The sequence below is a fragment of the Psychrobacillus sp. FSL K6-1415 genome, from assembly GCF_038003185.1.
Lineage (GTDB): Bacteria > Bacillota > Bacilli > Bacillales_A > Planococcaceae > Psychrobacillus > Psychrobacillus psychrodurans.
Window position 1 is genome coordinate 2,789,223 of record NZ_JBBOOQ010000001.1, and the last position, 15,387, is coordinate 2,804,609.

The 15,387-nt window shown below is 34.9% G+C and carries 11 protein-coding genes and 1 other annotated feature; of the genes, 4 read left to right on the forward strand and 7 right to left on the reverse strand.

The features are described from left to right. Positions 1-308: 308 nt before the first annotated feature. The 4 genes from MKY60_RS13210 to MKY60_RS13225 form a co-directional block, all read right to left on the reverse strand. Complete coding sequence (locus MKY60_RS13210) at positions 309-2,330, reverse strand: right-handed parallel beta-helix repeat-containing protein (protein WP_340930150.1); 2,022 nt, start codon at positions 2,328-2,330, stop codon at positions 309-311. 932 nt (positions 2,331-3,262) lie between these two features. Continuing rightward, the gene (locus MKY60_RS13215) at positions 3,263-3,703 is read right to left on the reverse strand and encodes a GNAT family N-acetyltransferase (protein WP_340930152.1); all 441 of its coding nucleotides are present in this window, start codon (positions 3,701-3,703) and stop codon (positions 3,263-3,265) included. 285 nt (positions 3,704-3,988) lie between these two features. Continuing rightward, on the reverse strand, positions 3,989-5,176 hold the full coding sequence (gene megL / locus MKY60_RS13220; protein ID WP_090564298.1) for a methionine gamma-lyase: 1,188 nt from the start codon (positions 5,174-5,176) through the stop codon (positions 3,989-3,991). A gap of 70 nt (positions 5,177-5,246) precedes the next feature. After that, entirely contained in the window at positions 5,247-7,112 is a 1,866-nt protein-coding gene (locus MKY60_RS13225) for a sensor domain-containing diguanylate cyclase (RefSeq protein ID WP_340930153.1), read from the reverse strand. A 362-nt stretch (positions 7,113-7,474) separates the two neighbouring features. Here MKY60_RS13225 and rpsD point away from each other — a divergent pair, with 362 nt between their 5' ends. Next, positions 7,475-8,077 carry a 30S ribosomal protein S4 gene (gene rpsD / locus MKY60_RS13230; RefSeq protein ID WP_090564303.1) on the forward strand — a complete coding sequence of 201 codons (603 nt, stop codon included), beginning with the start codon at positions 7,475-7,477 and terminating at the stop codon, positions 8,075-8,077. 503 nt (positions 8,078-8,580) lie between these two features. Here the strand turns inward: rpsD and MKY60_RS13235 are convergent. Further along, entirely contained in the window at positions 8,581-8,829 is a 249-nt protein-coding gene (locus tag MKY60_RS13235; protein WP_241596937.1) for a hypothetical protein, read from the reverse strand. A gap of 201 nt (positions 8,830-9,030) precedes the next feature. On the opposite strand from MKY60_RS13235, the gene MKY60_RS13240 reads away from it, so the two are divergent. Next, positions 9,031-9,195, forward strand: coding sequence for a hypothetical protein (locus tag MKY60_RS13240; RefSeq protein WP_241596939.1), 165 nt, complete (start codon positions 9,031-9,033; stop codon positions 9,193-9,195). A gap of 50 nt (positions 9,196-9,245) precedes the next feature. On the opposite strand, the gene tyrS is transcribed toward MKY60_RS13240, so the two are convergent. Continuing rightward, complete coding sequence (tyrS, locus tag MKY60_RS13245; protein WP_340930154.1) at positions 9,246-10,508, reverse strand: tyrosine--tRNA ligase; 1,263 nt, start codon at positions 10,506-10,508, stop codon at positions 9,246-9,248. A gap of 47 nt (positions 10,509-10,555) precedes the next feature. Beyond that, positions 10,556-10,751, reverse strand: a binding site (T-box leader). A gap of 99 nt (positions 10,752-10,850) precedes the next feature. On the opposite strand from tyrS, the gene MKY60_RS13250 reads away from it, so the two are divergent. Beyond that, positions 10,851-13,778 (forward strand): transglycosylase domain-containing protein, encoded by a 2,928-nt coding sequence (locus MKY60_RS13250; RefSeq protein WP_340930155.1) that lies wholly within the window; start codon positions 10,851-10,853, stop codon positions 13,776-13,778. Between the two features lie 713 nt (positions 13,779-14,491). Beyond that, positions 14,492-14,869: an SET domain-containing protein gene (locus MKY60_RS13255; RefSeq protein WP_090564311.1), complete on the forward strand. Its 378-nt coding sequence runs from the start codon at positions 14,492-14,494 to the stop codon at positions 14,867-14,869. A gap of 160 nt (positions 14,870-15,029) precedes the next feature. On the opposite strand, the gene MKY60_RS21195 is transcribed toward MKY60_RS13255, so the two are convergent. Next, positions 15,030-15,182 (reverse strand): DUF4181 domain-containing protein, encoded by a 153-nt coding sequence (locus tag MKY60_RS21195; protein WP_445677989.1) that lies wholly within the window; start codon positions 15,180-15,182, stop codon positions 15,030-15,032. Positions 15,183-15,387 lie beyond the last annotated feature (205 nt).

Genomic DNA, 15,387 nt, shown 5'->3' on the forward strand with positions numbered 1-15,387 from the left:
CGCTATAAAGTAGAAAGCCAAGATATTTGAAAACCTAAGCTAAAGGATGAATGGAAGCTATAACTTTTTTAAAATCAGGTGATGTAGTTGCATTCTCACTCAATTACGGATCTTTACTATCAGCAATGTCCTCCAAGGTGATTAAAAGGAATTATATAAAATAAAGAGCACTTAACTATATGTTAGGTGCTCTTCCTCTTTGATTAAAACAACTGTTCGTCAAATAACATACTATTATTGTTCACTTGAATAACCTATTTCACTAATAGAATTACATTAGCTACTTCATCCTAAAATTTTTACATTATTTATATGATAATTTCTATTTCCAAACCACCGTGAGTCATATTCTCAAAAGGAACATGATCTGATTCTTTTGTTTGTTTTATACCTATCGTAACAGTTGAATTCGAAACATGATGACTGTAAATATAATCTATTGAATGACTATTTGATGTTAGTCCATTCTCTCCTGTTTGAGAGAATTTTACCAATGGTACAATGCCGGGAGAGACATGTTGAAGCTTGACCACTAACCCCTTAGGATTGCTCTCAACTAAAGAAACATAAGGTTGCCCGCTCTTAAATTGAATGCTCCCATTTCCATTATTTGCTGCCAGGCTAAATACAATCGGCTGACTCTGAAGAGGCTGGAATACTGCATTACCGCCTACTAGTGTATTATGTCCAACTGACCCAGTTGTTTCTGCAGTGAGTGGTACTCCTTCATCCCCCATCTTGATCGTATTTCCAACTACCCCTACATCCTTACAATTCCATATCCTTAACCCATATTGAGTTAAAGAATTAGGTGTTTTAATCGTGTTGCCTTGGACCGATCCATCCTGTAAATTTCGGACTAATATTCCTCCTGCTATTCTTGGATGTTCTACATCTACTATATTATTAGTCACATTCCCACCAAAGTTTGGTTGAGTAGGAATGGAATATCCAGCATAAATCACATATGGCTCAAAGATGGTGTTTGCAATGTCCAACTCATCTGGAACTCCGTGAATGATATTCCCATCAACAATCAATCGATCAAATGAACCTACAAAAATAACTCCGTCTGTACCAAAGCAATTTTCAACATGATTATTGGTCACTATGGCATTCGTCTCTTGATTGACTTTCGTTTGCCTCTGTACTCCTCCAATATAGATAGCTCCTAATGGATTTTTAGCATAACCACAATTTTCGATTTTATTGTTAGCTATAATACAGTCCTTTGCATATTGCTCTACATTAGTCCACTTATAATAGACCCCTCCAACCATGGAATCAGATATAAGATTATCTGTTGCTATTAAACCACCGCCAGCATGGCCATCTATAGCTTTACGTTTATTTCCCCTAAGCGTACACCCACTTATTAAAAGATCGTTGGCTTTTGAAAACAACGTACCCAGTGAATTGATCCCGTAGCCAGGGTCTACATAAGTATGATGTTTGGAGGCATGCGGATGCCCTGCCCTATCACTTATACTATTTATTACCCGCGGTCTTTCTACTGCCGAGAATACATAATTGCTAGAATAATTATCATGAGCATTACATTCTATAAAAGTTATGTTTGCATTATCTCCGTATTCTAAATCGGTTGGTAGATAGTCCCCTAAATGTCCTACCGAAAATCCTGAGTAATTAAATCCGCTACTTTCACAAGCTCTGAAGATAATATTATTACAACCACGATGTACTAAAACTCCACTTCCTACATTCCCTATAAATCCTCCGCCAAATAATCCGAATGGTTGACCATCATTTCTAGCACGTGCACTCGTATCGAAGCTATTATTTTTTCTATAATTCCAAAATCCAGATGTTGGATAGCCCCCAGCAGAAGTACCTTTTTCCCCATAACCAGTTACAGGATCTATTTCAGGGAACTCACCATATCCCTCAAACTTGATACCTTCAATAATACAATCCTCACAAAGCTGAAGCTCTAATATTCCCTGTGCATGAGTTCTTGTGAATAAAACAGCACCATAACCTATTAAGTGAATTCGCTTCTTACCTCTCAGCAGGAGACAAGGCTGATCATTGTTTGGAAAATCATTTAGCTTTGTATTCTTCTCTAGCCAATAATTTCCTGGAGGTAAAATCAGGGTATCACCATCATTTGCATGATTAAGAGCTAACTGTATTAAATCCTGTATTTTAGTCCGCCCAGTTGTGTCTGCCTTTATAGTCTTAGCCGTTCCACCTTCTATTTCATCTAACATTTCAAAATTACGTGTTATCCCCTGAAGGAAATCCTTTGAAAGTTTGTCCTCGATATTGGTTGGAATATAATATTTTTTCTTGGGTGTATAATTTGTCATTTTTTATATCTCCCCTTAAATTATTTTTCTAAGAACTGTAGGCTTTCACGATTTTTTATTCAATTTTTTGTAAGAATGAATGGTTACTATTTAAACAATGGGAACAATCTTCTAACCTCCTCTAATAATCTATTAATAGTTATAATATTCCATTTTCCAATAAAAAGGTAAAGAGAGAAGTTATAATTTCCTCCAAAACAAATCTTAAGAATTAATTTTTAAAAGTTATTCTATGACACTTACACTACCACCTAAGGAAAATAGTGGTTAAATTGATAGGGTGAAAAAAGAGAATCTCTAAGTACTATTTTCTAAAAAAATATCCTGCTATTAGTGAATGTAATATTCCAAACATCAGAAACGCTTCTAAGATACACTCCCCTTTCAATATTTTTCTTTAATTAATCTTAAAAATTTACTCAGACTAGACTAATTTCCTTGTTTAGTACACTAAGTTCTATAAAAAAACGTTAATCCTTCTCGAATTAACGTTTCTATCTATATTAAGTAATAATTTTAAGCCAGGTTATTATCCGAATAATCTCGAACGGTTTAAACCAAGTAAATAAAAAGAGAATAATAAAAAAAGAAATAACGGATATGTATTTCATACTTCCTTTTTCTTCTTTAAAGATAGCTATAAAACTAAATATACCTCCCATTAATAAACCTATTGCACCTATAAGTAGGAGGGGTTCAAAATAGCTCTCTATTATCCAGGTTAATACAAAAAATAAACTCCCCAATACAATAAAGGCAATTGACCGCATGCTGAACGGAACCATAATACACCTCCAAGGTCATTTTCTTAATATGACTCTATGTAGCATAAAAAGTTCCAATTCTTTCTTTCAAATTATTTTTAATGTAGTTAAGTTTCTTCAATGAAAATATTCCATAAGCTGTTCTTATTTTTAATGCTAATGCTTATTTTATAAACTTTTTTCAAGAATAATTTTATGCAATCCTTTTTCATCGGTATATGTCTCAATGACATCAAATCCATTTTTTATATTCAAAACTAACATACTGCGCCATCTGTTCATTGTTTTTGTTTGTACAAGACTATAACCTTTTTCCCTTAAATAGTTGTGTTGTTTTTCCATTATGGTAGAACCAATCCCAAATTCACGAAAATTAGTAGCCACCCCGCCTAACCAACTATAAAATTTAGCATCATCTATTGCATATCCAATCTTGTACCCTATAACTTTTGCACCACTCATAGCAGCAATAACTAATAATCCAGGCTTATTTGCCATTTTGTTCGTTAAATCATCAGAAGTACCAAAAATATCTGTATGCAATTCAACGATTCTATCTAATAAAAGTCTATTAGGTAACGAGTCAAAGATAAGATAATCAATCTTCAATTATATTTCTCCTTTCATTCCACTTACGTAATAAATCGATTTCAATTTAGCTATTAAAACTCTGCATTTTATATCCAACAAGTAGTTATTCGCTGTCTAACACAAAATCATCTACTTCTGAAACAACAAGATTAACTTGGGGAACTTATTCATTTCATAAAAACGAAGAATTACTATCCTAAGCACCCCCATCTTCTACCTTCAGATTGAATTATATCCAACAAATTACGTCATGCTCACATAGGCGCACATAAAAAAACAGAAGGAGATTTCTCCTTCCATTTATTACATATTAGATAAAGCCTGCTGTAAATCTTCTACGATATCACTAGAGTTCTCCAGCCCAACAGAAAGTCTTAATAAACCTTCTGTTATACCCATCTCTAATCTTTCTTTTTCAGGTACAACCGAATGAGTCATCGTGTAAGGATGCTGTATCAGTGTTTCAGCGTCTCCTAAACTCACGGCAATTTTTATTAATTTAAGTTCATTCATCAGCTTTTGTGCTTGTTTCACTCCCCCTTTTATAGTAAAGGAAATGAGACCACCACCAGCTTTCATCTGTTTCTTCGCTACATCGTATTGAGGATTATCCTTATCGAATGGATAATAAATATTTTCTACAGATGGATGTGCCTTTAAAAAGTCGAATACTGTACTGGCATTTTCCGAATGTCTGTCCATACGGATATGCAACGTTTTTAAACCTCGTATTAATAGCCATGCATCGAATGGGGAAATGATACCGCCAAAGTCTTTTTGAACAGTACCTCGGATTGTCTCCATTTCCTCCTTATCTCTTCCTACTAAAATCCCTGCGATAACGTCTCCGTGTCCATTAATATATTTTGTGGCACTGTGAAGAACGAAATCTGCCCCTAACTCAATCGGGTTTTGTAAATATGGAGAGGAGAATGTATTGTCAACTACTACCGGAATTCCATGTTTCTTAGCAATTTTAGTGATTAGTTCTATATCTACAATCTCCATCGTCGGATTAATCGGTGTTTCTATATATATACAAGTAGTATTTGGTTTAATTGCATTTTCTACCTCTTCTTCTGTCATTAATGCTTTTAAGTCATGCGTAATATTGTATTTTTCATTTAAAATTTTTAGTAGTCCGAACGTACAACCATAAATTCCTCTCGTACATAGAACATGATCACCTGATTTAGTAAGGTGAACTAATATTGTACTCACAGCAGCCATTCCAGAACCAAAAGCTAGTGCTCCTCCCCCTAACTCCATTGTGGCAATCCGTTCCTCCAATACTTGTACCGTAGGGTTTCCCAATCGGGAATATATCCCACCAGTCTCTTCTCCAGCAAACCTTCTCTCTCCCTGCTCTGCTGTGTCAAATGCAAATGTTGATGTTTGGTAAAGTGGAACTGAAAGGCTATCTTGATGCTTTCCAGTTTTATATCCTTTATGAATATACAATGTCTCTTTAGAATAACTTGAATTACTCATATAAATACCCCCTTTTGTAAACGCTTACATATAGTGTACATGGAATATTAAAAAAAGAAAAGGCACCTCCTCAGGAAGAGTGAGATGCCTTATAAACACGTAATTGGTTTTTACCATTGTTTTTTGCTTTATACAATACAGTATCTGCGTTGTGGAAAAGATTATTGAAACTCAAATCATCTCTTCGGTGCCAGTTTGAGATACCAATAGAAACTGTAACAGAAGGGCTAGTCTGTTGTGGGATGGTCACTAACAACTGTTCACACATTTCTATGCCTTGTTCTAGTGACATATGAGAGAAGTATAGGGCTAGCTCTTCTCCACCCCACCTTGCACTTATTCCTTTATTTTTTATCATCCCTTGAATAACTCTTGCTATTTGCTTTAAAATTTCATCACCAATTTGATGACCATGAGTATCGTTTACCCGTTTAAAATTATCAATATCAATAAGCACAAAGACACCTTGGTCATCAGTATCCATCGCCTTTTCTACATATCTATCCAAATAATTACGAGCGAAAAGATTCGTTAAATGATCACGATCAACCATTTTTTGTAGCTTATTTCGTAGAGTCGAATTACTAATAGCCAAAGACGAATGTTGTATTAAGGACTGCATTAACTTGTAATTGTCAAACGAAAAATAATACGGTTCCTTATGCATAATAATACTAAATCCGGTTATATTGCTTTGTTCTTTTAATGGTATGGCCACTAAAGAACGGTATTCATATTTTAAATCTGTTAAACGATTGAAATCTGCAATAAATATAGAATCCTTCTGTTTCTTAAAATGATTAGTGACATATTGAATATATAACTGCCCATCAATCGTATGAAATAAATCAGTACTTACTGAAGAAATCTTAAATTCATCATTTTCTATAAATACAAAGGCAACGTGCTCGGGATGGAAAAATTTAATTAATTGGTCTCGTAAGAAAACAAGCATCTCTTCCAAGGATAAATTCATATTTAACTTATGCGACGTTTCATTTATTAATTGTAAATCGGAAACCAATCGATGGGATTGGATATATAATTTAGCATTTTCCAAGGCATTACCCGCTGCTTCAGCAAGCAAAATGGCAAAATCTTTTTGTCTGATTGAAAATAAGTAATCTAACGGGGCAGAAATTTGTAAAATACCATAGATTCCTTGTTTTCCTACAATAGGAATATTTAGTAATCGAACACCTAAGTCCTGTGCTAATTCTGTCGTTATTTCACCTGATACATATGCTTCAACTGTAGTATTTCTTTCTGTTGTATAATCGAATAACTTATAAGGAACAGACGTTTTACGCTCCTGATCATTTGATAGGATAAGTATTGACTCGAATTTAGGAAAAGCTAATTGAATGGAGTGTAATGTTCCTTCTAAAATTTGACCGATATCTAATGTTGAATTAAACATTTTCGTTACATTAAACAAATTTCGATACTGGTTCTCCTGTTGTGTTAAGAATACTGACTTTTTAATCGTTTTAACTAATTTAGTAATCGTTTCTATGAATTCATCTAATTGAGGTGTTTGTGAAAATTCTTTCCATTTTTCCGTGGTTTCCATTATGATTAATCCTAATGGTTGCTGTCGCTCCACATCTCTTAATAATAATGCTACGTCATTATCGGAGGAATGTTTTATTTGTAGTGTGTGCACATCGATAAAATCTTTATCATAGAAAAACGTTTCAATCTCTGCCCATTTTATAGCATTGAGCTTTTTCGAAAATGAATGATTCCATGAAAGTTCCAAAAACGTCTCGGCGTCATATATAAAGTATTTTGCTTTTTGTATACCAAAAAAATTAAATAAAATTTCTTGTAAATCTTCGAACCATTTAATACTAGATTGGTGTGTAAAAACACTTTCATTCCAAATATCTAGAATACCACTTTTTAGATGGATAATCTTATCTTTACTTTCCATTACTTCACCTCTCAGCTTTCCAAGAGCAACTATGATACTTTTTTCACAGTTCCGAATAATTCAATATAACTATATTTTATCTTATTTATCCATTCTATGTCTATTATATTTTTGTTGCTATTTTGGTTTAGATTATCGTTTGACTTTTACTATATATAGAGATACAATGGACTTTGTGTAAAATAAATGCAGCAGTTGTATGGCCTAGATTGCTCATTTTGTTCCTCTATTCTATAGATGGTGTATCCCGTAACCCTCGGCTGCTAGGGCGATGATACATGAAAACAAAATGTCTGCTAGTCTGAATACATCTGGTCTTATTTTACAACAAAAATAAAACCAACATAGAGGAGGAGACATACATGTCTCGTTATACAGGTCCATCATGGAAATTATCACGTCGTCTTGGTATTTCACTAAGCGGTACTGGTAAAGAATTAGAAAAACGCCCTTACGCACCAGGACAACACGGTCCTAACCAACGTAAAAAATTAACTGAGTACGGTCTTCAATTACAAGAAAAACAAAAACTTCGTCACACTTATGGTGTAAACGAACGTCAATTCCGTACATTATTTGATAAAGCTGGTAAAATGCAAGGTAAACATGGTGAAAACTTCATGATCCTTCTTGAAACTCGCCTTGATAACATTGTATACCGTTTAGGTCTTGCTCGTACACGTCGTGGAGCACGTCAATTAGTAAACCACGGTCACGTTATGGTTGATGGTAAACGCGTTGATATTCCTTCATACCGTCTAAAAGCAGGTCAAGAAATTTCTCTTCGTGAAAAATCTCAAAACCTAGACGTTGTAAACGAATCTATCGAAGTTAATAACTTCGTACCAGAATACTTATCTTTTAACGCTGACAACAAAGTAGGTACTTTCGTTCGTAATCCAGAACGTGGAGAACTATCTGCTGAAATCAATGAAGCTCTAATCGTTGAGTTCTACTCTCGTTAATATTATTGCTTTATTAAAAGCCTTCGAAAACTTGGTAACACAAGTTTTCGGGGCTTTTTTTTAAACTGGAGACCTTTAAACATTTACGTTAATAGCTAATTTCGTATTAACAGGATGATATTCAAGATAGTCAATATAAAACTTCATTAAGCCCCTAATAAATCTGAATATACACATCTGGCCATGTCGAAATTAATGAACCTATTTTGCCTATTGCCTTTTAATCACCTAAATTGTATAGCAATTTTATCAATAGCCCTTTAGTATTATCTGTCATTTCATTAAAATTATTTACCAGTTTTCCAATTACATGCTTTTACCTTAACTAATATTTTCAAATCCAAGATCTCATTTGACACAATAACGTTAGTTTGTTTATAACAATAGAAAAACAGCTTTAAATTGTTTTAGAGGTTATTCTCTCTTTACAACTTAAGGCTGCTATGGTCGACTTACTATTACCCCAAATATTTGCGCTTCCACAACTGAATTTATTTTAATACTTAACTTTTTTTCATATTCTCTATTAAGTCTAATAATCTTTGTTTTGTATTATCTGCTTCTTCTTCTAGCATCTTAAAATTGTAACCTGATTTATCTTGGTTGACTTCTACCTCTAATAAATCTCCCTCTTTAGCATCTACCGTAAATTTATCTTTTAAGATGACTAGTTTATTTGCTTTATTGTCCTTTTCAAATAGAACAACAAAAAAATCATCAAAATGATGTAATATATACCTCTTTGCACTCACTGCGAACGTCCCCTCAATCCAATAATAAAAAATTATGTTTTAAAAGCAAACATATTTGTCCTTATTATTATTTTATACTATTTTAAGTTCTTTTTTAACTAGTAATGATTTCTTTTTTCATCTTCTTACTAAATTTGTGACTATTTAAACAAAACTGGTCAATACTAACGAGGAACTTTTAAGAAATAGGAGGGTCTTTGTATGAAAAAAGTTAAATCGTTTAGTTCACCCAATAAGAAGAAAAAAGATAATGTTACAGGCGAAAATTATCTGGAATATCAAAAATTAAATGAGCATGAAAAGAAACAGCTTCAAGTAAAAGATGGCCAGAATAATCACCACATAGATGAGCGTGGCGGTTTTTAATCAGTTTAAAAAGCTACTCCCCTTTAGAGTATTGGGAAGTAGCTTTTATCTTATACAAACTTAATCATTTTATAGTTTTTCTTACCTCTGCGCATAATCATAAACTCATCTTCTAATCGATCTTCTCCACCTACTACGTATGCAACATCTGTGATTTTTTCTCCATTAATAGAAATAGCACCATTGGTTACATCTTCTCGTGCCTGACGTTTAGATGGGGAGACTGCGGCCTCCACTATGAAGTCTACAATAGATTTGTCCTCTTTAGACATCTCAACTGAAGGTACATCTTTAAAAGCATCTTTCATTTCTTCTGCAGTCAAAGCCTTCAAATCACCGCTAAATAATGCCTGGGAAATTCGAATGGCTTGGTCCAATGCATCTTGTCCATGGATTAAGCGAGTCATTTCTTCAGCTAGCGTTATTTGTGCTTTTCTTAAGTGCGGCTCATTTTCAACCGTTACTTCTAAGGCCTCAATTTCTACACGCTCTAAGAAAGTAAAGATTTTCAAATATTTAATAACATCTGAATCTGCTGTATTAATCCAGAACTGATAAAATTCGTATGGAGATGTCTTTTTGGCATCTAACCATATCGAACCTGATGCAGATTTGCCAAACTTTGTTCCATCAGCTTTTGTTACTAAAGGAATAGTAATACCATAGGCCTTCGTATTATCATCATGTGTTTTACGAATCACCTCTAAACCAGTAGTAATATTCCCCCATTGGTCGGATCCACCCACTTGAACTCGACATCCAAAATGGTCATATAAATGATTAAAATCAATCCCCTGAATAAGCGTATATGCAAATTCCGTAAAAGACAGTCCTGTATCTAAGCGAGAAGCAATAGAATCTTTTCCAAGCATATAATTGATGTTAATTAATTTTCCAAAGTCTCTTAGAAATTCAATTACATTCATGGAGCCAATCCAATCACGGTTATTTACCATTTGTGCACCGTTTTCGGATTGAAAATCAAAAATTTGCTCCATTTGTTTTTTTATCCCCTGGACATTCAAATCAATCTGCTCTGTCGTTTGTAATTGACGCTCTTCTGAACGACCGGAAGGATCTCCAATCATCCCTGTTGCTCCACCAACTAAAAGAATTGGTTTATGTCCGTGCATTTGGAACCGTCTTAACGTTAATAATGGTACGATATGGCCAATATGCATACTGTCAGCAGTCGGATCCACCCCACAGTACAATGAGATTTTCTCCTTATTTAGAAGCTGTTCCATACCTTCCGCATCTGTTTGCTGATATAAAAGACCTCTCCAAGCTAAATCATCTAATAAGTTCACCATATAATCTCCTCCTTAAAATAAAAAAGTCCCTACATGATATATAATCATGCAGGGACGCTTAATCGTTAGCGCGGTACCACCCAGCTTGAAGGAATTACTCCCTCCGCCTCAATCACCGTATCGTTGTGAGTACGTTTAACTCCAAGCCTGTAATTCGTTTTTATACACTGACTAGCTCTCACCAACCGCTAGCTCTCTTCACAGTATGCATAAATACTACTTCGGACTTTTCTTCGTTAAAATATATACCTATTTTACCTAATTTACATTGGATGTCAATAACTATGTCTAACAATATGTGCGTATGGTATAATAATTCAAGATTTAGGGGGCGAGAACTGAATGAAGAAATGGCTAGAAAAAATACAGAATTATAAAGATAAATTTGATGTATGGGAATCTACGAAATGGGCTAAGGGATTAAGAATATCTTCCGGTGTTTTATGGAATCTATGTTTACTTCTCATGGTCGGAATCCTGACAATGGGTGTATTCGGCGTATCCGTCGGCGCTGGATATTTCGCATCATTAGTAAAAGAAGAACCTCTTCGTGATAAGGAAGAAATGCGAAGTGCTGTATTTAATTATGATGAGACTTCAGAAGTCTATTTTGACGGGGATGTATATTTAGGTAAATTACGTACTGATTTGGAACGAACAGAAACAAAGTTATCAGAGGTATCTCCTCATGTAATTGATGCAGTACTTGCTACTGAGGATGAGTATTTTGAAGTGCATAATGGCATTGTACCAAAAGCAATATTCCGCGGATTACTTCAAGATGTATCTAACTCAGATACACAAACTGGTGGATCAACACTAACCCAACAATTGATCAAAAATCAAATTTTAACAAACGAAGTTTCTTACGAACGTAAAGCTAAAGAGATTCTATTAGCTATGCGTTTAGAACACTTTATGAACAAAGATGAAATACTAGAATCATATTTAAATATTATCCCTTATGGACGGAACTCTAATGGGAGAAACATTGCAGGGATAGAAACAGCGGCAAATGGAATATTCAATTTAAAAGCAAAAGATCTTACTTTACCCCAAGCGGCCTACATAGCGGGTATTCCACAAGCTCCATTTGCATATACACCATTTCGACAAGGCGGCGAACTAAAAGAAGGAGAAGCCCTACAACTTGGTATTGAACGAATGAAGACTGTGTTATTCCGTATGAATGAAACTGGTTATATTACAGATGAAGAATACAATAATGCGGTAAGCTATGATATTACAAAAGATTTTAGACAGCCAGAAATTGTTGCAGAGGATAAATACCCTTGGTTGACATACGAAATTGAAAATAGGGTTAAAGATATATTAAGGGATAAGTTTGCTGAGGCAGACTCAATTGATCCTGCTAGATTAGATAAAGAGAAAAAACTATATGAAAAATACGATATTTTAGCACAACGTTCTATTAGCACAGATGGTTATCGCATTCACACCACTATTAATAAAGACATGTATGAGGCTATGTTAAAAGTTAGAGATGAATTCGAGTTTTATGGACATACTTTCCAAAAAGAAGTGAAAGATCCAGATTCCGGTGAGACCATTGTAAAAGACTTTCCTGTTCAAGTTGGCGGGATGTTAATAGAAAATGGAACAGGGAAGATTCTTTCCTTCTTAGGAGGAAGAGATCATAAACTTGATAAAGTAAACTACTCTACACAAGGAATCAGACCAATTGGTTCTACGATTAAACCCTTATTAGTATATGCTCCAGCAATAGAATATGGGGTAATAGGTGCAGGTAGTCCAGTAGTAGACGTGAAGTTGGACAATTTAAGTAGCACCACTTGGGCAAAATCACCATCTAACTATACAACTACACAGGAGCTAGGTATTATTTCTGCTAGGGATGCTTTGACAACATCCCAAAACTTATCAACTATTCGTTTATACGATTTAATAATGGATCGTAAACCTACTGAATTTTTAACAAAAATGGGCTTTGAGAGTATTGAAGAAACAGAGTATGCCAATCATGCCCTTTCTATTGGTGGAATGACAAAAGGTGCAACACTCGAAGAAAATACAAATGCCTTTGGTACGTTTGGAAACAATGGTCAATTTATCGATGCATATATGATTGAAAAAATAGAAGATGTAGACGGCAATGTAATTTATCAGCATGAGGTGGAAGCTGTACCCGTGTTTAGTAGCGCTACTTCATATATTATTACCGATATGTTAAGAGATGTACTGTCCGAGGGGACTGCAAAATTAGCAAACTCTAGATTGAAATTTCAATCTGATTTTGGAGCAAAAACGGGTACAACACAAAATCATAATGATTCATGGCTAGTAGGCTATAACCCAAATATTTCTTTAGGAGTTTGGTTAGGTTATGGAGATGATACACAGACATTATATTATATGAATAATCGCTACAATCACCCTAGTGTACGCATCAATATGTTCTGGTCTAATATGATGAATGCTATGTATGATGTGAATCCTGAATTAGTAGATGCCTCTACTAACTTTACGGCACCGGAGGGAGTCGTTACTAGATCATTCTGTGGAATTTCGGGATTAGCGGTCTCAGATGCATGTTCTCAAGCAGGTTTAGTAAAGTCTGATTTATTTAACGCGGCTGTCTTATTACCAACTGCAAAAGATGATAGTTTAATCTCTTCATCCTACGTTGAGATTAACGGAAACAGATATCGTGCGCTCGATAACACACCAAGCGAATTTGTTGTAAGTGGTGGCTACGGAGTAAACGAAGACTTTATCAAGCGTATGCTTGGCAAATTTGGAGGCAACGCTTCTAAGTTATTCCCTACAAAATCGGCCTTTGGAGGTAATGTTGTTTCGGAGGAAGTATTTAATGCTGACGGAAGCCCACCAGCTGCTGTCACTGCTACAATGACTAGTGGTACTATGACATGGTCTAAGTCTACTTCTGGGGATGTTGTGGGATATCGAGTGTATGAAGTCGTAAATGGACAAAGAGTACTACTTTCTTCTACCAAAGAGGCAGCAGAAAATAGTTTTTCTGTTAATCGAGCTGGGCAATTTATTGCTGTTGCTGTCGATATTACTGGATTAGAATCAGGAGCATCTAATATAGTTTCCATAGAAGCTGCAGAACCACCTGAACCAGCAATACCTCCTACAACACCTGAAGACAATGAGGAGGATCCAGTAACACCTCCTGTTGTAGATCCAGTTACACCACCTATTGAAGAAGAACCTGTTACCCCTCCCGTAGAGGAAGAACCGACTTCTCCTGATGAGGGCGTGTAAAAATAGTATAAATGAAACATAGAAGAGCCCTAATTCGATTGAGAATTGGGCTCTTTTTGAGGAATAAGAAAGTATAAAAAATTTCCAGGAATACTGGGATCATGGAACAATAAAAGATGAATAATCCTACTGATTGCCATTTCATGTGGACGCTTTCCGCATGCGCGGCCGAGCCTCGTTCCCTACGCTACTTGGGGGTCTCGACTTTCTCGCTTATCCCGCTGGAGTCGCCACATTCCATTACAATCAATTTAATGAGTATTACCCACTAGGTGATTGGGCAAAGCATATAGCTTATACGATAAGATTTCCTAAATAATTGCGTTAACTTCATCTTGACGTTTTATAATGTAATCCTCGTTTATTTAGCCGATACTGTTTTCAATTATCTGTTTTTTAAATGACCATTGTTGATAGGATCGTAGGGCGGCAACTTCAATGGGAACAGCACGAGCTGATGACCCAGGACTGAGTGAAGCGAAGGAAGCGGCCGAAACCGTGCCCACAGTAAGCGGCCGCTCGGAGCGTAAATCAACGGCATATCTAATTTTCTGTTCTTTGAGGACCTGGCGTCTTTTTACCAGGTCTTTCTTGTTCCATTAAATGGTCAACTATTCTTACGCAATGATATTACACCAAAATAAAAGGAGCATAATGTTCAAATTAATGTTACAGTTAGAAAGAATATTTTAAAAGTGAGTAGGCGAATAAACATGATTGAGGTAAAAACATCTCCATTAAGTGATGGAGAATTCAATAGAGGGGTATTTGCTACATGTGATATAAAAAAAGGAGAGCTTTTCCATGAAGCACCTGTCATTGCATATCCAAACGACCAGCATCAATACATTGAGCAAACCATACTTGGAGATTACGCTTTTGAATATGGAATAAATCATTCTGCTATCCTCCTTGGTTACGGAATGTTGTTTAACCATTCCTATGAACCGAATGCAATGTATGAGATTAATTTTGAAAATCACACATTTGACTTCTATGCTTACACAAATATTAAAGCAGGAGATGAAATTCTCATTAATTACAATGGTGAGATTGATAACAAAGATGAGCTGTGGTTTAATCAGGATTAAATAATACATGGAGTCAAATCGTGACGATTCTCCATCCTAAACACAATAATTTTTATAATTGTAGTTCTTTAATGACCATCTATCAACAGTCTGATAGATGGTTTTTATGTTACTTGGATTTCCCTCCTATCTTTTTTACATCAATCCAAAAAAATTAGTCTTAAAGACTGTTAGTAACAAAATAACACCAAATACTAACTGGCTGATTGTAAATATATATTCTTTTTTTGTTTACTGCATGCTTCCAATCCATCATGGCCCTATCGGTTTCAGACACAACTATAAAAATAACAATTAAAAACCAGATTTCCAAAAACCAAAACCCTTACAATGCATCTCTCATGGCATTAATAAATAAGCCAAGAATCATGCTCACTAAAAATTATCGTCCAATTTTATGTTTTGCATTCATATGGTTATATAAAAAAAATCCTTTTTCTCTAACTTTAGCCATTTTCTCATAACAGTATTAAATAAAGTTAAAAGTGATATCACGATAACTAACAAGATAAATAAAT